Source organism: Mycobacterium gordonae (genome assembly GCF_017086405.1).
Classification (GTDB): Bacteria; Actinomycetota; Actinomycetes; order Mycobacteriales; family Mycobacteriaceae; genus Mycobacterium; species Mycobacterium gordonae_D.
Genome location: NZ_CP070973.1, coordinates 265,507 through 283,877, shown reverse-complemented (window position 1 = coordinate 283,877; position 18,371 = coordinate 265,507). Strand labels below are relative to the sequence as shown.

At 67.0% G+C, this 18,371-nt stretch carries 17 protein-coding genes and 2 pseudogenes; 13 read left to right on the top strand and 6 right to left on the bottom strand.

What is annotated here, in order from left to right:
- Nucleotides 1-103: 103 nt before the first annotated feature.
- Complete coding sequence (locus JX552_RS01255; RefSeq protein ID WP_205875731.1) at nt 104-676, top strand: TetR/AcrR family transcriptional regulator; 573 nt, start codon at nt 104-106, stop codon at nt 674-676.
- On the opposite strand, the gene JX552_RS01250 is transcribed toward JX552_RS01255, so the two are convergent.
- Nucleotides 663-1,256, bottom strand: a complete 594-nt coding sequence (locus JX552_RS01250; RefSeq protein WP_431196029.1) for a TetR family transcriptional regulator — start codon at nt 1,254-1,256, stop codon at nt 663-665. The two genes, JX552_RS01255 and JX552_RS01250, sit on opposite strands and share 14 nt — an antisense overlap.
- Before the next feature lie 26 nt (nt 1,257-1,282).
- Between JX552_RS01250 and JX552_RS01245 the strand changes: the two genes are divergently transcribed.
- From JX552_RS01245 to JX552_RS01225, 5 genes and pseudogenes are all read left to right on the top strand, one after another.
- Entirely contained in the window at nt 1,283-2,356 is a 1,074-nt protein-coding gene (locus tag JX552_RS01245; protein WP_241010842.1) for a DUF1214 domain-containing protein, read from the top strand.
- Nucleotides 2,353-3,525, top strand: a complete 1,173-nt coding sequence (locus tag JX552_RS01240) for a sulfotransferase family protein (protein ID WP_205875729.1) — start codon at nt 2,353-2,355, stop codon at nt 3,523-3,525. The genes JX552_RS01245 and JX552_RS01240 overlap by 4 nt, the downstream gene beginning before the upstream one ends.
- A 139-nt stretch (nt 3,526-3,664) precedes the next feature.
- Nucleotides 3,665-3,985: a hypothetical protein gene (locus JX552_RS01235; RefSeq protein WP_241010841.1), complete on the top strand. Its 321-nt coding sequence runs from the start codon at nt 3,665-3,667 to the stop codon at nt 3,983-3,985.
- A gap of 39 nt (nt 3,986-4,024) precedes the next feature.
- Nucleotides 4,025-5,053 (top strand): annotated as a pseudogene (locus tag JX552_RS33100) (PE family protein); the annotation flags it as partial.
- A gap of 117 nt (nt 5,054-5,170) precedes the next feature.
- Nucleotides 5,171-6,511: pseudogene (locus tag JX552_RS01225) on the top strand (acyltransferase family protein); the annotation flags it as partial.
- On the opposite strand, the gene JX552_RS01220 reads toward JX552_RS01225, so the two are convergent.
- Nucleotides 6,471-6,926, bottom strand: a complete 456-nt coding sequence (locus JX552_RS01220) for a MarR family winged helix-turn-helix transcriptional regulator (RefSeq protein WP_205875725.1) — start codon at nt 6,924-6,926, stop codon at nt 6,471-6,473. The pseudogene JX552_RS01225 and the gene JX552_RS01220 overlap by 41 nt on opposite strands.
- A 76-nt stretch (nt 6,927-7,002) precedes the next feature.
- Here JX552_RS01220 and JX552_RS01215 point away from each other — a divergent pair, with 76 nt between their 5' ends.
- The gene (locus JX552_RS01215; protein WP_205875724.1) at nt 7,003-7,944 is read left to right on the top strand and encodes a CE1 family esterase; all 942 of its coding nucleotides are present in this window, start codon (nt 7,003-7,005) and stop codon (nt 7,942-7,944) included.
- A 4-nt stretch (nt 7,945-7,948) separates the two neighbouring features.
- On the opposite strand, the gene JX552_RS01210 is transcribed toward JX552_RS01215, so the two are convergent.
- The 4 genes from JX552_RS01210 to JX552_RS01195 form a co-directional block, all read right to left on the bottom strand.
- Complete coding sequence (locus JX552_RS01210; RefSeq protein ID WP_205875723.1) at nt 7,949-8,503, bottom strand: cytochrome b; 555 nt, start codon at nt 8,501-8,503, stop codon at nt 7,949-7,951.
- Entirely contained in the window at nt 8,503-9,585 is a 1,083-nt protein-coding gene (locus JX552_RS01205) for a catalase family peroxidase (RefSeq protein WP_241010840.1), read from the bottom strand. The genes JX552_RS01210 and JX552_RS01205 overlap by 1 nt, the downstream gene beginning before the upstream one ends.
- 94 nt (nt 9,586-9,679) lie before the next feature.
- A complete protein-coding gene (locus tag JX552_RS01200; protein WP_205875722.1) occupies nt 9,680-10,672 on the bottom strand; it encodes an ABC transporter ATP-binding protein in 993 nt (330 codons plus the stop codon).
- Between the two features lie 3 nt (nt 10,673-10,675).
- Nucleotides 10,676-11,725 carry an ABC transporter permease gene (locus JX552_RS01195; RefSeq protein WP_205875721.1) on the bottom strand — a complete coding sequence of 350 codons (1,050 nt, stop codon included), beginning with the start codon at nt 11,723-11,725 and terminating at the stop codon, nt 10,676-10,678.
- Nucleotides 11,726-11,993: 268 nt separating this feature from the next.
- On the opposite strand from JX552_RS01195, the gene JX552_RS01190 reads away from it, so the two are divergent.
- The 6 genes from JX552_RS01190 to JX552_RS01165 all read left to right on the top strand — a co-directional run bounded on the left by JX552_RS01190 (nt 11,994) and on the right by JX552_RS01165 (nt 18,307).
- Nucleotides 11,994-12,371 (top strand): STAS domain-containing protein, encoded by a 378-nt coding sequence (locus JX552_RS01190; protein WP_205875720.1) that lies wholly within the window; start codon nt 11,994-11,996, stop codon nt 12,369-12,371.
- A 48-nt stretch (nt 12,372-12,419) separates the two neighbouring features.
- Nucleotides 12,420-12,848 (top strand): ATP-binding protein, encoded by a 429-nt coding sequence (locus tag JX552_RS01185; protein WP_205875719.1) that lies wholly within the window; start codon nt 12,420-12,422, stop codon nt 12,846-12,848.
- A 117-nt stretch (nt 12,849-12,965) separates the two neighbouring features.
- Nucleotides 12,966-14,726 (top strand): N-acyl-D-amino-acid deacylase family protein, encoded by a 1,761-nt coding sequence (locus JX552_RS01180; protein ID WP_205875718.1) that lies wholly within the window; start codon nt 12,966-12,968, stop codon nt 14,724-14,726.
- A gap of 9 nt (nt 14,727-14,735) precedes the next feature.
- Nucleotides 14,736-16,091 (top strand): aromatic ring-hydroxylating oxygenase subunit alpha, encoded by a 1,356-nt coding sequence (locus tag JX552_RS01175; RefSeq protein ID WP_205875717.1) that lies wholly within the window; start codon nt 14,736-14,738, stop codon nt 16,089-16,091.
- On the top strand, nt 16,088-16,840 hold the full coding sequence (locus JX552_RS01170; RefSeq protein ID WP_205875716.1) for a PP2C family protein-serine/threonine phosphatase: 753 nt from the start codon (nt 16,088-16,090) through the stop codon (nt 16,838-16,840). The genes JX552_RS01175 and JX552_RS01170 overlap by 4 nt, the downstream gene beginning before the upstream one ends.
- Before the next feature lie 81 nt (nt 16,841-16,921).
- Nucleotides 16,922-18,307: an L-serine ammonia-lyase gene (locus JX552_RS01165; RefSeq protein ID WP_205875715.1), complete on the top strand. Its 1,386-nt coding sequence runs from the start codon at nt 16,922-16,924 to the stop codon at nt 18,305-18,307.
- Nucleotides 18,308-18,371: the final 64 nt, after the last annotated feature.

Here is an 18,371-nt window from a genome sequence, read left to right as displayed (position 1 = left end):
GCACAGACTGCTATCCTCTCCCCTTACAAGACGAACCGTCTCGTCTTGTCGAAGATTACGTTGCCTTGTCATGTTCTGTAAAGGCGAGTCAGGATCCTCCAAGATGCCCGCCGATCTCGCGCCTCGGCGCCGCAGCGAGAAGTCGCGCACGGCGATTGTGGCCGCCACCCGCGAGCTGCTGCTGGAACGCGGCTTCGACGGCCTGACCATAGAAGCCGTCGCCGCGAGAGCGGGCGTCGGGAAACAGACCATCTACCGGTGGTGGCGCAGCCGTCCCGCACTCGTCGCCGACGTCATGCTCGAAGACGCCGACCGGATCCTCGCATCGATGAATCACACCGACGACCTGGCCGCCGACCTGGTGGAGTGGGTGGGCAAGCTCGCCACCACCCTGACCAGCGACCGCGGATCGGCGATGTTGCGGATTCTGACCGCAGCCGGGATGGAGCACGAGGACACCGCCGTCAAACTCCGCGCGGGATTCAGCAGACCGCTGCACGACAGCGTGCGGACGCGCCTGCTGGCCGACGACATCGACGCAGCCACCGCCGAGTCGGCCGCAGACGCCATCCTGGGCGGCATCGTCTATCCGATTCTCTCTGACGCACAGGGGTATTCGCCCCAGCGCGCCGAACACACGACACGCCTGATCGTCGAGTCCCTCAGTCGATCGTGATCGCGCTCAGACCGTGACGCACCCGGTCGGGTAATGAGCCGCCGTCGACCAGCCAATCGTCCAGCGCGAGCCGCACGGTCGCCATCGCCAGCGCGCCGATCAGACGCGGGCGCGGGTCCCGCTCAGCAAGGCCAGGAAGTCGTGGAGCGACCAACTCGGCAATCGCGGCCTCGTACCTCACGTAGATGTGCAGGGTCCAGGCGTCCAGCGTTTCCGACGATCGGGTGAGCGTGGCCAGCTCGCGCACCTGGTGCTCGATCTCCGAGAATCCGTCGGCCAGGTCACCGAATGCGCCTATGACGGCCTCGATGGCCGACAGGCCCGGCGGCTGGTTGGCCAGCGCATTCGTGATCCGCCGCAGCCAGTGGACGTTCACCCCTTCGGCGACAGCGTCTTCCTTGGAGTTGAAGTAGCGGAAAAAGGTCGCTCGGCCGATGTCGGCCGCGTCCGCGATCCGTTCCACCGTGGCCCCCGCGAGTCCCACCTCAGCCACCAACTGTGCCGCCGCTGCCGCGATGCGTTGCCGCGTCGCTTCCCGCCGCCGCGACGAAAGCGATTCACGCGAAGTGCTGGCCAACATCTGAGACATAGTCTAATTATGAGACTATGACTCGAGTCGACGCGCCGGAGGCGCTCGCAGCGTGGCAGTTCTTCCAGCAGATGCTGATCAACGCGACCAATGTCGTCACCGAGGACGCCGAATCCGAGTGTGAGCTGCTAGAGGGTTTGCGGGTGATCGCGCGGGTGTCCTCGTTGTGCTTGCAGCTGTCCGTGGAGGCCGATACCACGCAGCCGTCGTTCTTCGACATGTCCACACCCAACCGGATGATCGGTGGCCCCAACCCCGACGGCAATTACTACCTTGCGATGATCCGGGGCGACCGCCGCTACCGCGTCACCGGCCGCAGGGGCACCAGCGCCTATCTCGGTTTCCAGATTCTCGCCGGCACCGGACTGACCCCGCGGCGCATGGCCGGGTATCTCAGCGACACCGACTTGGGCTCAAGCCAATTCGCGATCATCCTGTCCGCCGACAAGCCGTCGAACACCGCTGGCGCCCACTGGTTGGAGATCCCCGAGGACGCGTCATCCCTGGTCGTTCGGGAATACATCGGCGACCGCGCCGCCGAGGAACTGGCCACCCTGCAGATCGAAGCCCTCGACCCGGACCCGGTGGCCGCCCTGAGCGAAGACGAACTCGCCGATCAGTTCACCGCGATGGCATGGACGCTGATGAAGCTGGTCACGCTACACCGCACGATCAAGCCGGAACTGCTCGATCACCCCAATACGCTGGTGACCGCCGCGGCCGCAGACCTCGGTTCGGCCGACACCACCCCGGACAACCTCTACCTGATCGGCACCTTCCGGCTGCAACCCGAGCAGACCCTCGTCTTGGAGATCAACCCGCCGGACACCAGGTACTGGAACGTCACGTTGGAGAGCATCTGGCACGAATGCTTCGAGCCGTGTCGCCGGCACAGCTCGGTGACCAACCGCGGCGTCCAGCCCGACGCCGACGGACGGGTACGCATCGCGATCTCGGCGCAGGACTTCGGATTCGGGCACTGGCTGGACACCGGCGGCCGGCATCGCGGCTTCGTCGTCCTGCGGTGGCTCGACAATCCGTCACCACCGGAGGTCTCGGTGTCGGTGCGCACGCGGGGAGACCAGCCGTGACCCTGCATGAACGATTCGCCCCGGAACGGCTGGTCGCCACTGCGTGCGCGGAAACCGGCCATGACGACTTCGGCGCTGACGGCTGGCAACACGGGCTCGAACTAGTCGCCGACGGGCTCGTCAACGAGGCGCGGCTGTCGCCCATCGGCGTCGAGGTCGCCTACCTCGATCTGATGCGCGCCCTGAAGAACCGGCTCGACGTGATCGCCTGGCGCAAGCACCATCCGGAGGTCGCCGCCGGCGGGATCGCCGCGCCGATCGTTATCGTCGGCCAGCCGCGCACCGGGACCACCATCCTCTACGACCTGCTCGCCCAGGATCCCGACTTACGTGCGCCATTGACCTGGGAGGTCGACGCCCCCTGTCCGGTGCCACAACCCGAGACCTATCACGACGATCCGCGAATCGCGGCCGCGCAGGCCAGCATCGAGCTGTCCGAGCAGATCATTCCGGGGTTCATGGCTTTTCATCCGATGGGTGCGCTGGTGGGGCAGGAATGTGTCCGCATCACCGCCAGCGAATTCACCAGCATGATCTTCTCGGTGCAGTATCGGCTCCCGACTTACTACCGGTGGTTGCTCTACCAGGCCGACCACGCCGGCGCCTATCGGTTTCATCGAATCTTCCTGCAACACTTACAGTCTGGCGTGCCCGGGCAATGGCTGCTGAAGTCGCCGGCGCACTTGTGGCAGCTCGACGCGCTGCTCACCGAGTACCCGGATGCGCTGATCGTGCAGACGCACCGAGACCCACTCAACGTCATCTCCTCGATCGCGGCACTGGCACACCACCTGCGACGAATGGCCACCGACGAATCGAATGTCGCCGAGTGCGCGGCCCAGTCTTACGAGGAGATCGCCGTCGGACTCGAACGCGAGATGGCGCTGCGCGACAGCGGTGCCGTTCCCGCCGGCCAGGTGATCGACATCCACTATGCCGATTTCATCCGCGATCCGTGGACGACGATCGGCGGCATCTACCGGAAGCTGGGCCGCGAACTGCGTCCGGACACCGAGCAGCTGATGCGCGACTTTCTCAGAGCTCATCCCGGCGATGGCGGGCGCGGTCGCTACACCTGGTCGGACACCGGCCTGGACGCCGGCGAAGTCCGGGAGCGGGTACGCGCATATCAGGAGCGCTACGCGGTACCCACCGAACAGTTGCGGTAACCAGGCGCGGCGACATCCGTCGAAGAAATGAATTCGTTATGTCCCCCAGAGTGTGACGTAGGACATAGACTTCCCGCTTGTGACGACCCCGTCGAACCCTTGGGGCGACGAACGACGGAGACTCTCGCATCAGCTTCAGATGCGAGGGCAGCATCTCGGCCGCAGACAGGCGCGGCGGCTCAGCCGTCGGTTCGCGCACGTCGGTGTGCACATCCCGGCGACGCGCCTGCAGCAGTTGGTCACCGGCACCCCGGTAGCGGACAGGGAGTTGACCGACGTCAACTTCGCCCTGATCGCCACCCACTACATGCGGGAGCAGAAGGCCGCCAGAACGACACATGTGCAGCGCCGCTGCCGGCACGCGGCCGTCTGCGCGGGTCTGATCCTGGTGGCCCTGAACTTCCTGTTCTGCCTCGCCTATCTCTTCTTCACCCTGACCCAGCACGCCGCGCCGATGTAAGGCCGGACGCCGTCGCTTGTCCTGTCCGGAGGCCCTCAATTGTCTTATGTCACTGCAGTGCCGGAGCTGCTGGCCACCGCGGCAACGAATGTGGCCGACGTCGGCGCGGCACTGGACGCTGCCAATGCGGCCGGCCCGGCGACGCGAATCCTGGCAGCCGGTGCCGATGAGGTGTCGGCCGCCGTGGCGGCCGCATTCGGCCAGAACGCCAACGCCTATCGGCTGGCCAGCGCTCAGATCGCGATCTTCCACGAGCAGTTCGTGCAAGCCCTCCGCACCGCCAGCAGCGGCTATGCCGCCGCTGAGGCCAGCAATATCGGCGCTTTGCTGCAGCGCGCGCCGCAAACCCTGCTCGACGCAGTGAACGCACCCGTTCAAGCGGCCACCGGCCGTCCACTGATCGGAAATGGAGCCGACGGGGCGCCCGGGACCGGCCAGGCCGGCGGTCCCGGGGGGCTGTTATTAGGTAACGGCGGCAACGGCGGATCCGGTGGGCCCGGCCAGTTCGGCGGACGCGGCGGCTCCGCCGGATTCGTCGGCAACGGAGGCAATGGCGGCCAGGGCGGGGCCAGCACCCCGATCAACAAGATCGCGCCTCCCGGCGGCAACGGCGGCTCCGGCGGATGGCTGTTCGGCAACGGCGGGACGGGTGGACAAGGCGGGCTGGGCGGGGCGAACATGACCGGCGGCTGGGGCGGCCAGGGCGGTAATGCCGGATGGTTCGGCAACGGCGGCGCCGGTGGCGCGGGCGCCTTCGGACCGGCGGGTGGCGGTGACGGCGGCAACGGCGGCAACGGCGGGCAGTACTTCGGATGCGGTGGCGCCGGCGGTGACGGGTACGGTTCCCCCACCGCCCTGCGGGGTGGGACCGGTGGCGATGGCGGTGACGGCGGGCAGCTGGGCAACGGCGGACGGGGCGGTCAGGGCGGGGAGGCTTCTCTCGTCAACGGGTCAGGCGGAGCCGGCGGCAGCGGCGGCAGCGCCCAATTCCTCGGCGATGGAGGCGCCGGTGGCGCCGGCGGTGCGGGTTTGGATCCCGCGCACGGCGGAGCCGGTGGTAGCGGCGGTGAGTTCCTGGGCCGGGCCGGACTGCAGGGCGCCGATGGTCTCGGCCCGTAGACCTACCCGCCGAGACGGGTAGAACTACGCACGCGCCGTCCCCCGCCGAGCGGCAAGGCTGCTTGGATGACCACTCTGATGGGCTTTCCCAGCCCCACTGAATTGGACGCGCGCACCCCTTCCGACCGTGATCGCGCCATCGACGTCATCCGCATCACCGCCCTGGTCGGCGTGGTGATCGGCCATACCGTCATGGCCATCAGCATCATCCGCAGTGGTGTGCTGATGTGGGACAACCTGCTCACCACGTCAGTGGTGTTTCAGGCGCTGACCTGGATTTTCCAGATCATGCCGCTGTTCTTCTTTGCCGGCGCCGCGGCGTGCGTGGCATCCTGGCAGCCCGGCAGCAACTGGGGATCCTGGTTGATGAAGCGCTGCACCCGGCTGTTCCGACCGGTCTTCTACTACTTCGCGTTCTGGGCAGTGACCCTGATGGCACTCCATCCCGTTCTGCCGCAACACGTTTACGAGCCCGTCGCCGGGATTAGCATCCAATTGCTCTGGTTCCTCGGGGTTTACGTAATGGTGTTGGCGGCGATACCCCTGCTGTCCCGGATCACCACACCGGCCCGTCTGGCAGCCGGGGCCGCCGGGGTCTACGCCCTGGCCGCGGTTATCGACGCCGCCCGACTGCACTGGGCGGCAGCGGCGCCCCTCGGCTACCTCAATATGGCGGTCTGGCTGATTCCCGCCATGTTCGGTGTGGCCTACCGCCGGGGACTGCTTACCGGACGGACGACGCTGGCCACGGCCGCGGCGATGCTGGCGGTCAACGTAGCGCTGCTGACCTGGGGGCCCTACGAGCTGAGCCTGGTCGGCATCGAAGGCATGCGCCTGCCTAACATGAGCCCCCCGTCGTTGCTTCTGGCCGGGCATGCAATCGTGTTGAGCACGTTGGCGATCGCGGCGGCACCGGCGATCAACCGGTGGGCGCGCAGACCGCGGGTCTGGTGGTTCACGGCGATCGGCAACTCCGGGGCGATGACCCTATACCTGTGGCACATGCCCGCACTGCTGGCCGTGCACGTGCTCTTCGACAGCTTCGGACACCCGCGCTACCCGGGCCGGCCGGACTTCTTCACGGTCACTGTTGAGCAGCTCTTCATCATGGTCGGTGTGGTGGCGGTGCTGTTCGTGGCGCTTCGCCCGCTGGAGAGCAATCCGCTGCCCGGGTGGGATGGCGCCCCGGTCATCACGTCGGTCCGGCGCGGCGCCGCCGTCGGGATGCTGCTGTGTGCGGCCGGGGCGGCACTGCTGGCCGCGGTGAAGTGGGGACTCAAAGACGACGGTCTGGTCTGCGTCGCGGTCATGCTGGCGGCGCTGCTGTCCGCTCGGCTGCTGACGGTTCAGCAGCCGGCGATCCGTCTCAGCGGTCGTCCGGATCGCACGCGGCCAGCAGCATCCGCAACGTCGTGCGCAGTTCGCCGAGTCGGCGCTGGCCGAGCAGCTGCTCCCAGTGGCCCTCCAATTCCAGTGCGGTAGAACGCATGACACGGAGCGTCTGGCGACCACGCGGGGTGAGTTCGATGATTCTGGTGCGCGCGTCATCGGGATTCGGTGCCCGAGTGACGTACCCGTTCCGCTCCAGCGCCGTGATGGCCTGTGCCACCGCCTGCCGGCTCACCCCGAGCCGGTCGGCCAGATCGGAGGCGTGTAAGCCACCGGTGGCCAGCGGCACCAGGGCCACCGCTTGCGCGGGGCGAATCCCGTCCAGACCGGCCGCGGCGAAAGCACTCTGGAGCCGCGGACGGCCGGTGGCCGCCAACCGTTGCACCAGGGCGGGAACCGTCGGTTCCCACTGGGCATCTGCGTGACCTCGCATGACAGCAGAGTCTGCCACCTGAATCAAGTTTGACAAGTTTCTTGTCAAACTTGGCCGCGCGTGTCACCATCAGCTGATGGCACCTCGACACGCCCAAGCCCGCACCGTTGTCGTCGTCGCGGCCCTGGTGGCCCTGCTCGCCGGTTGCTTCGGCGGCGGTCACGCGGTGGGATCACCGGAGAACCCCACAATCCCGGTCGGAAAGTCCTCGCAGAGCATCGAATGGGCTGGGGCCAGCCGAACATTCCACGTTTACCGACCGCAGGGACTGACCGGCGCCGCCCCGTTGGTGGTGATGCTGCACGGTGGTTTCGGCAGCGGAGAGCAGGCTGAGAGGTCCTACAACTGGGACACCGAGGCCGACAAAGGCCGCTTCCTGGTCGCCTATCCCGACGGTGAGGGCAGGGCCTGGAACGCCGGCTCGTGCTGTGGCAATCCGTCGCAGGCCAACCTGGACGACGTCGGGTTCATCAGCGCGGTCATCGCAGCCATTGAGCACCAGACGACGGTCGACCCGGCTCGGGTATACGCGACCGGCATGTCGAACGGCGCCATGATGGCGCTGCGAATGGCGTGCGAAACCGACCTCTTCGCGGCGATCGCACCGGTAGCCGGCACCCTCGTCACCGATTGCTCGCGGGCACGACCCACCTCGGTACTACAGATCCACGGCACCGCCGACGCCAGCGTCCCTTACAACGGCGGGCCGGGAAAAGCCCTGAAGATGGACGGAACTCCACGGGTTGACGGGCTACCGGTGCCGGCGGTGACGGCCGCCTGGCGGACGATCGACCGTTGCGGACCGCCGTCGACGACAACGTCCGGGGTGGTGACCACCGAGACGGCCACCTGCGCTGACGGACGTGACGTCGAATTGATCTCGGTAGCTGACGCCGGTCACCAGTGGCCCGGCAGCGTCCGCGGCCCGATCCTGGAGCGGTTGGGCCTGCCGCAGCCATCCACGGCGCTGGACGCCACCGACACCATCTGGCAGTTCTTCGCCTCACACCACCGCTGAGTGATCAGCGATGTCTGGCGGGCCACACCGCCATTCGGTCGATGATGCGGTCGCGCAGGACGAAGGTGTGAAACAGAACCGCACTGACATGTGCGGTGAACGCCAAGAACAGCAGCAGCGCGAAGAAGCCGTGCGCCTGGCGTAGCACCGCATAGATATCGATGTTCTGCGGAGCGATACCGGGCAGGTGGAACGGGCCCAGGGACACGATCGGGTTGCGCGCGGCCGACAGCATCGCCCACCCGGTCAGAGGCTGAACCAGCAGCAACCCGTACAAGAGATATTCCGAATAGGACGCGATACGGCGTTCGGCGGGGCCCATGGTGGCCGGAAACGGCGGCAGCGTGTGAGTCCGCCGGTTGATCAGGCGGATCACCGCGAAGATCAGAATCAGCACACCGAGCGGACGGTGGATGGCCAACAGCACCGGATAGAGGCTTAGCGAGGCCACCATGGTCACCCCGATGAGCAGTTGGCCGATGACCATCGGGGCCATCAGCCAGTGCAGAATCCGCGATGGCAGGGCGAAACGCGTTGTGGTGGCTACTTTCTCGGCCATCAGACCCGAACCTCGCTGGGCGACTTCGGCTCTTCGGCGCGCCGGGTGAAGGACCGCGCGTACACGGCCGCCCTGGCCCTGGGAATGGGATCGTCCGAGAGTGCGATCCCATCCGGCAGCACGGTCGGGTCGAAGTTGATGTCGCGTGCGTTCCCCGGTGCTTCGGTCTGCACCGCACTGACGGTGACGACGCCGGCGTCGATGGTGCGGCGCGTCGAGGGCCAGGGCTTGGTGGCGTCGTCGGTGGGGTCCCCGGGCGCTGCGATGGTGAGGACCAGGCGCCAGCGCACCGGCCGCTGCGCCACGGTGCGGATGAGTTCGTCGAAAAGGAAGTCCTTGCCGGACGGCGGCGTCGAAGGGGCCGGTCCGCCGTCCTCGATCGGAATCAGCGACCATCGCACCGCAACGGTCGCGCCCGCCTGGTTGGTGAAGCTAAAAGCGTTGAGCCCGTTGAAAATACTGTTGGCGAAGCCAGCGCTGGGCGATGACTGCCTGATGATCGTCATCGCCGCCGCGGTCTCGGGATGGCGCTGCAGGAACGTGGCCATCCGCTGCGGGTCCGCCTTGCCGGTCTCCGGCAGCGGTTTGGACGCCAGTAGCCGCTCGTAGAAGCCCTCGGGGGTGCTGTCGGTGAACACCGGCAGGTTGATCATCGCGGTGCGCCACTGCTGACCGTCCGACGTCTCCAACAACAGGCCGAAGCCGCGGACCGTATCGAGTTTGTCGGCCTGATCGGGCAGCCCGCCCCCGAGCGAGAACCGGCCGATCACCGGGACCGTGCCGCGCTGGAACACCGCGGCCCGACAGATGGCCGTACCCGCCCCATTGCTTTCGAAAGTTCCTGTGGCGCTGAGACCTTTGGCGTGGTTGCGGCGGAAACCGTCGTGGTGCCCGTAGACGCTCTCGAAGCGGTCGGCGAACCGCCCCGGGGTCAGCGCGTCAGGACGCAGCCAGCCCCCGGCGTAGGCGAAGCCGGCGACGTCGACCGCGGCGAACCCGGCCACCGCGCCCATTCCGAGCAGTGCCCCACGCCGGGACAGCGCAGAGCGCCCCCGAGCCTCGTCGTCCTCGCCCGGCTCCATTCCGCCGTCCTCTCTGCACTGTCCCGACGCAGTCTCAAGGGTCCTTGCTCGCACCGCACCACGACGCGGTGCGGTGATCCGTTCTATCGGTCGATCAGTCGCTGCCCAGTGCGCGGTGTTCGATCAGGTCGCGCAGTCCCCCGGTGCCCAGCCGCTCCCGGAACGCCGGCGCGGTGTAGCCGACGACGGTCGCGGCCGTGCGAGCACGCGCGGTAGCCGAGCGCGGCAGGTGGAATAGCACCCCGATTTCGCCGAAGTAGTCACCGGGTCCGACGACCTTGAACAGTTCCTCGCCGCCGTCGGCCATTTCGTGCACGATCTCGATCTCGCCCTCGCTGACCACGTAGATCAGCTCACCCATCGTGCTCTGCTCGAACAGCACCTCGCCGGCCTTCAGCTCCACCGTCTCCGGCTCCCGATCGGTCTCGGCGAAATCGGGTGTCAGCTCGACCACCCGATCGGCCAGCGGGAGCATCCGGCTGTCGTGGGTGGCCACCACCACGACCCGGTCGCCGTCGGCGAGTTCGCGGATCAGCCGCAGCACCTCCTCGACCTGAATGAAGTCGAGGTGTGCGGTAGGTTCGTCGGCCAGAATCAACGGCGGGTCCAGCGCAATCGCGCGGGCAACCGCGACGCGCTGCTGCTGGCCGCCGCTGAGATCACCCGGACGGTGCTTCATCCGGTCACCGAGGTTGACGCGCTCGAGCAGCTCCACGCCCCGCTTGCGCGAGGCGGCACGCGACATGCCGGCCGCGCGCATCGGCACCATCACGTTCTCCAGGGCGGTGAGGCTGGGCACCAAGTTGAACGCCTGAAAGACGATGCCGACCTTGTCCCGCCGGTACTTGGCCAACGCCGCGCCGTCGAGTGTGGTGATGTCGACGTCGTCGAATTTGATCGCCCCGGACTTGGGCCGCAGGATGCCGCCCAGGCAGGACAGCAGGGTGGTCTTCCCGCATCCACTGGGCCCGAGCAGGATCACCAGGGAGCCGGTCGCCACATCTAGGTTCAGCCCGTTGATCGGCCGCAGCGCATACCCGCCGCTGTAGTACTCGACCACCAGGTTCTGAATGCTGAGATCGCCCACTGGTCAGGGACCTCCGAACGCGAGAGCGGGATCAATGGCCACCACTCGCCTCAGCCCGGCAAGGCTGGCCAATAGGCCGATGACGATGGCGATTACCGGTAGTAGCACGTATGCGAGTGACGGCACCGCGACGACCATCGGGAACAACGGCGCCAACAGCTTGGACAGGATAACGCCTACCACCGCGGCCAGCAGCGAGACGATCAGCGCCTGCAGCGCCAGCCCGGCCAGGATCGAACGCGTCGGCGTACCGATCGCCTTGAACACCGCGAAGTCGCGCACCCGCTCGAGCGCGGACAGGTAGACCACGGATCCGACGATCAGCACCGCGACGATCCACAGCAGGATCGCCACGATCGTGATCGAGTTGACCGCCACCTTCAGCGGACGGATCAGGTCTTTGACCGCTCCGTCCCGGTCGAAGGTGCGGTAACCGTCCGGAAGGGCACGCGGGGTGCCGTCGATGCCGATCGAGGTGACCATGGGTTGCCCGTTGTAGGCCACCTGCTGCAGGCCCTCGGTGGTCAGGAAGATGTTGGGGATTTTGGCCAGCGCCGTCGAGTTGGGCACGATCCCGACGATCTTCAAGGTGTGGGCACCGACCTGAATGGTGTCACCGATGTGGCGGCCCAGGGTGCTCGATGCGGCGACTTCGTCGGGCCGGGACGGCGCCCGCCCTTCGGAAACCTGCGGCATGCCAGGTCCGTGCTCGGGTGCACCGAAGGCGGTGACGTTCCGCGTCGACGCGCCTTCCTTCATGATCGTCCCGACACAGCCCAGCGGCGCCGCCGCCGATACCCCGGCCTCGCCTCTGACCCGGGCCAGGTCGACGTCGGGAAACGGAGTCGATCCCAGGAAAGGCCCGGCCGAGCCGTCCTTCACGACGAAAGCATCGACACCCAACGAATCGACGGTGTTGCGGGCCTCGACGGTGAAGCCATTCGCCAGCCCGCTCATCACGAGCGTCATTCCGAAGATGAGTCCGGTGCTGACAATGGCGATAACGAGGCGCCGCTTCCGCCATTGCATATCGCGCAGGGCAGCAAAGAGCATCCCCAGACGCTACCAACGTGCACAAGCCCCGGACGGGTTTTGTCTACGCAGCGTCATCGGTGATCAGTGCCCGCCGAGCCGGGCCGCTGCACGGCACGATTCGGCCTCAGTTACCGCGTGACCTAGAATTGGAGTCGATTAACTGCCGTTGCGCTGCATTCGCCGGCGCAGAATCTAGCGGCGTTCGGCGGGTTGAAGCAACAGCCCCGGTTTCGCGTGGTTGTCTGAAAACTGGCGTTTTCCCGCAAGGATGGATTTGAGTAACAGCATGGTCGATCAACCCGGCGATTCAGTGAATCGAGCCCCATTCGAAGTCGAACAGTACGAGACAGACGGGGCCGTGGTGCTCGCTGTCTCGGGCGAAGTAGACATGCTCAGCGCTCCTCAACTGGCCGAGGCCATACACACTGCGCTGGCTCCCACGCCCGCGGCTCTGGTCGTCGACCTCACCAAAGTGGAGTTCTTGGCGTCGGCCGGACTCAGCGTGCTGGTGAACGGGCAGGCCGAGACGTCGCCGCCGACCCGCTTCGCCGTGGTGGCCGACGGTCCCGCCACCAGTCGTCCGATCAAACTCATGGGCATCGACAGCCTGCTGTCGCTGCACCGCACCTTGGATAATGCGCTGAGCTGGATCGCAGGTGCCTGAGCCTGCCTGTACCCGGGAGGGCCGGATCCGCTGACTGCAGGCCCGCTCATGACGCCCCTCGACGACCGGTCCCGCTTTGTCCGCATGCGGGTTGCCGCCGACGCGCTCAGCGCCCACCGGATCCGTGTCGAGTTTCGCAACTGGCTCGACCGGCACTTCACACTGGGCGCCGAGCGGTTCAGCGATCTCGTGCTGGCGGTCAGCGAAGCCCTGGCCAACGCCGCGGAGTTCGCCTACACAGACCCAGCAGCCGGGACGATGGATGTCAGCGCGGCGTATGACGCCAAGTCGGACACCCTCGCGGTCACGGTCAAAGACCGGGGCCGGTGGCGGCAGCGAGCGTGCGCGAGGGACATGACCAGAGGCCGCGGCATCCCGTTGATGCGTGTCCTGGCCGACGAGGCCGATATTCACGGCACCCCGCACGGCACGCAGGTCACGCTGAAGTGGAAACGCCTCACCGCGCCCGTTCACTGACGCCGCGAGAGTTGCCCCGGACTCATTGACTGAGGCGGATGGGGGGCATACCGTCACTACATACGCTACGCGGCGTAGCGAAATAATGACCAGTCTTTGGTTTGCCTCGGAGGCATCATGTTCGACCTGAAAATCACCGGCGGCACCGTCGTGGACGGCACAGGTGCACAGCGATATCGCGCCGACATCGGCATCAAAGACGGCAAGATCGTCGAGGTTGCGCGCCGCGACGGCACCAGCCCGGAGCTGCCCGGTGACGCCGCCGAGACCATTGACGCCACCGGACACGTGGTGGCGCCCGGCTTCGTCGACATCCACACCCACTACGACGGTCAGGTCAGCTGGGACAGCCTGTTGGAACCGTCGAGCGGGCACGGCGTGACGACGGTGGTGACCGGCAATTGCGGGGTCGGTTTCGCGCCCGTCCGGCCCGGCACCGAGGACTGGCTGATCAAGCTGATGGAGGGCGTCGAAGACATCCCCGGCACCGCGCTCACCGAGGGCATCACCTGGGGTTGGGAGACCTATCCCGAATACCTCGACACCATCGGCAGGCAGCAGTTCGCGATCGACGTGGGCAGCCAGGTCGCCCATGGCGCGATCCGCGCCTACGCGATGGGCGAGCGGGGCGCCCGCAACGAGCCGGCCACGCCCGAGGACATTGAGGCGATGGGCCGGCTGGTCACCGAGGCGGTGGAGGCCGGCGCGCTCGGATTCTCGACGTCTCGCACCCTCGCGCACGTGGCGATGGACGGCGAGCCCGTGCCCGGCACCTTCGCCGCGGAAGAGGAGCTGTTCGGGCTGGGCCGGGCGATGGCCGCCGGGGGTCAGGCGGTGTTCGAACTGGCGCCGCAGGGGGCGGCAGGTGAAGACATCGTCGGCCCCAGGAAGGAACTGGAATGGATGCGGCGGTTGAGTCGCGAGATTGACCGGCCGGTGTCCTTCGCCTTGATCCAGGTCGACGCCGACCCGAACCTCTGGCGCGAACAGTTGGATGTTTCGGCGGCCGCACACGCCGAGGGCAGCCGGTTGCACCCGCAGATCGCGGCGCGCCCGTTCGGCATGATGATCGGCTTCCAGGGCCACCACGGGTTCACCCATCGACCGACGTACCGCCGGCTCAAGGCCGAGTGCAGTAGAGAAGAGCTGGCGCAGCGGCTGGCCGATCCCGCGGTCAAGGCCGCGATCCTGTCCGAGGATGATCTGCCGCTGGACCCGACGGTGTTGTTCGACGGCATGTTCGCGATGGTGCAGCATTCATTGGGGCGGCTGTATTCGCTCGGCAATCCGCCGGACTACGAGCCGACCCCCGACCGCACGGTCGCCGCCATCGCCGCGGCGCGCGGCGAGGACCCCCTGTCCACCCTGTACGACCTGATGCTCGAAGCCGACGCGACCGCGATGCTGATGTTGCCATTGTTCAACTACGCCGACGGCAATCACGATGCGATCCGCGAGATGATGCTGCACCCGGCCGGGGTGCTGGGACTTTCCGACGGCGGCGCTCACTGCGGAATGATTTGCGACGCTTCCTATCCCACCTTCCTGTTGACGCACTGGGCCCGGGACCGCAGTCGGGGCGAGAAGCTGTCGCTGGAGTACGTGATCCGCAAGCAGTCCCGCGACACCGCCCATCTGTTCGGCCTCACCGACCGCGGCACCATCGAGCCGGGCAAGAAGGCCGACCTCAACGTCATCGACCTCGACGCGCTGCGCCTGCACCCCGCGGCGATGGCCTATGACCTGCCGGCCGGTGGGCGACGAATTCTGCAGAGTGCCAGCGGCTATGCGGCCACCGTCGTCAGCGGCACCGTGACCCGCCGCAAGGACGTCGATACCGGCGCCCGTCCAGGACGCCTGGTGCGCGGGGCGCGTTAAGCTGCCCCGGTGAAGACACGCCTTGTCCACGCCGACGCGAAGGCCCCCGTTCGCGCCCGCGACGAGGACGCGATCGGCACCCCGCCGTCCTCGCCCACCCTGGTGCCGGCCGAGCGGTACTACTCTCCGGCGTTCGCCGCGCTCGAGGTGCAGCGGATGTGGCCGAAGGTGTGGCAGCTGGCCTGCATGGTCGATCATGTGTCCCGGCCGGGTGACTACTTCGAATACCGTTGCGGCCCATATGGTGTGCTGATAGTCCGGGGCGAGGATGGGTCGCTGCGCGCGTTCCAGAACGCGTGCCGTCATCGCGGCAACTCGCTATGCGTGGGGTCGGGTTCGGGGCTGCGCGAACTCAAGTGTGGCTACCACGGCTGGACCTGGGATCTGGCCGGCACCTTGAAGCGAGTGCCCGATCGCAAAGGCTTCGGATCACTGCGCATGTCCGACTTCCCGCTGCTGCCGGCCCGCGTCGACACCTTCGAAGGCATGGTCTTCGTCAACCTCGACCTGGACGCGATGCCGCTCGCCGAGTATCTGGACGAGATTCCACAGGACATCGCCTGGTGCCACATCGACGACTTCCGTTGCTACGCAACGCTGACCGTGGAGGTCGAGGCCAACTGGAAGACAATCGCGGACGGTTACAGCGAGACCTACCACATCCAGACGCTGCATCCCGAACTGTTGCGATGTGTCGACGACGTCCATGCGCCACAACAGATCTGGCGACACGCCGGCAAGTCGGATCAACCCTACGGCGTGCAGAGCCCGCGATTCGACGGTGAGCTCAGCGACGAAGAAGTCTGGGACGCATACGTTTACACTCAAGGCGCACTGATGGGCGCACCGGAGGGCACACCGCTTCCCGCCGGCGATCAGCCGGGGCAGACGGTCGCCGACCTGATCGCGGCGCGGACCCGATCGTTCGCCGCCGGGCGGGGCGTCGATTTGGACTGGGCCGACACCGACCGGATCACCCGGCTACACCAGTACAACGTCTTCCCGAACATGACCTTTCTGGTCAACGCCGACCACCTGACCATCATGACGTCCCGACCGGGACCCGACCCCGATCACGGTGAGCTGACCATGTTCCTGATGACGCGGTTGCCGCCCGGGTCCGAACGGAACAAGCCGACCGACGTCCGGGTGCCGGCCGGGGATGCCGAGCCCGGCATCGTGCTCACCCAGGACATCCGGGTGCTTCCGGGACTGCAGCGCGGGCTGCATCAACCCGGCTTCACCCACCTAGTCCTGTCCAGCGAAGAACGGCGCGTGATCAATATGCACCGCAATCTCGAGCGCTATCTCGACCTGCCGGAATCCGAGCGGATGACCGGCGGCGACACCGGTTCGCAGCGATGACGGCGGCCTGGGTACCCAAGTTCGCCGGCCTGTCCGACATCGGCCGGATTCGCGCGACCAATCAGGACAGCTGGGGTGCCTATCCGCTGCAGTCGCTGTTCATCGTCGCCGACGGCGTGGCGTGCAGTACCGACGGCGCGTTGGCAGCCGGCTTGGTGGTCGAATTGCTGCCGACCTACGTGAGCCGGCATCTGAAGGCGGACGACGTCGAAGGCGCGGCAGCCGCCGATCTGGTGGGGCGCGCCATCAGCGAATACTGTGATGATTTCCGCGCTTTCGCGGCCACCGACGACCGTGCCGCCGGCGCCAACACCACGGTGGTGGCGGTCGTCGTAGCGGGAACACGGGCGCTGGTCGGCCATCTCGGCGACAGCCGGGCCTACCTGTTCCGGGACCAACGGCTGCAACAACTCACGCGCGACCACAGCGTGATTCAGGACCTGATCGACTCCGGCGAGGTCACTGTCGAGCAGGCAGAGCGCCACCCCGCCCGGGCGATTCTGACCCGGCATGTGGCGATGTTCCCGCGCGCGCTGCCCGATGCGGCTGCGGTGGACCTGCTCCCCGGTGACCGGATCCTGCTGTCCAGCGACGGGCTGCACGGAGTGGTCGACGACCCGTCCCTGGGGCAGATCCTGGATTCACATCCCGAGCCCGACGACGCGTGCGCGGCGCTGATCGATGCCGCACTGCAAGCGGGTGGGCCGGACAACGTCACGGCGGTGGTGGTGGCGATTCCGGCGGAGTGACAACACCGACCGGCCCTGTGTATCTTCGACTCCGGCCAGCACCGAACAGCCATCGACACTCTGCCGGAGAAACCACCGCCGATGACCATCAGTGTCTTCGATCTGTTCACGGTGGGCATCGGCCCCTCCAGCTCGCACACTGTCGGCCCGATGCGCGCCGCGAATGCATTCGCGGCCGCGCTCGCGCGGGATCACCAGATCGACCATCTACAGGCGGTTCGCGTGGACCTGTACGGGTCCCTGGCGGCGACTGGCGCCGGACACGGCACCATGTCGGCGATCCTGCTCGGGTTGGAGGGCTTCCGACCCGAAACGATCACCGTGCAAACCAAAGAACGCCGACTTGCCGAGATGGCAGCGGCGGGCACCATCCGCATCGGCAACGTCACCTCCGTGCCCTTTACCGAGCACGACATCAACCTGCACCCCGACGTCGTACTGCCACTCCACCCGAACGGCATGACCTTCACCGCGACCGGTCCGCGCGCCGAGGTGCTGGCCACCCAGACGTACTTCTCCGTGGGTGGCGGATTCGTGGTGGCCGAACACGGCGATCTGGACGATACCCCGCACCACTGCCCCACGGCTTTGCCCTACGGCTCCGCGGAGGAACTGCTCGATATCTGCGATCGCACCGGCGCGTCGATCAGCACGGTTGCGCTTCGCAACGAATCATGCTGCCGCACTGAGCAAGAGGTCCGCAGCGAGTTACTGCACCTGCGTCAGGTGATGATTGATTGCGAGCGGCAGAGCATCGCGCGGGACGGACTGCTACCGGGCGGCCTTCAGGTACGGCGCCGCGCGAAGGCCTTGCACGCCCGCCTGAGCGCCGAGGACCCGGCCCGCAGTCCCGAGTTCGCCCAGGATTGGGTAAACCTGGTGGCGTTGGCGGTCAACGAGGAGAACGCATCCGGGGGACGAGTGGTCACCGCTCCCACCAACGGTGCGGCGGGCATCGTGCCGGCGGTGCTTCATTACGCGACGCACTACACGCCGGCCGGGCGCGCCGATCCGGACGACACCGCTGTGCGGTTCCTCCTCACCGCAGGCGCGATCGGCTCCCTCTTCAAAGAACGCGCCTCCATCTCCGGCGCCGAGGTGGGATGTCAGGGAGAGGTTGGTTCTGCCGCCGCCATGGCTGCGGCCGGGCTGACCGAGGTCCTCGACGGCACCCCGAGACAGGTGGAGAATGCCGCTGAAATCGCCATGGAGCACAGCCTCGGCTTGACCTGTGACCCGATCGGAGGGTTGGTACAGATTCCGTGCATCGAGCGCAATGCGATCTCAGCCGGAAAGGCGGTCAATGCCGCACGGATCGCCATCCGCGGTGACGGCATCCACCGGGTCACCCTCGACCAGGTGATCGACACCATGCGGGCCACAGGCGCGGACATGCATACGAAATACAAGGAGACCGCAACCGGCGGACTCGCGATCAGCGTGGCCGTCAACATCATCGAATGCTGAGCCCGCGATGAGTCACCGATCATCGCAGGACTGATACTTTGCAACGCACCGCAGGACGAGCCGG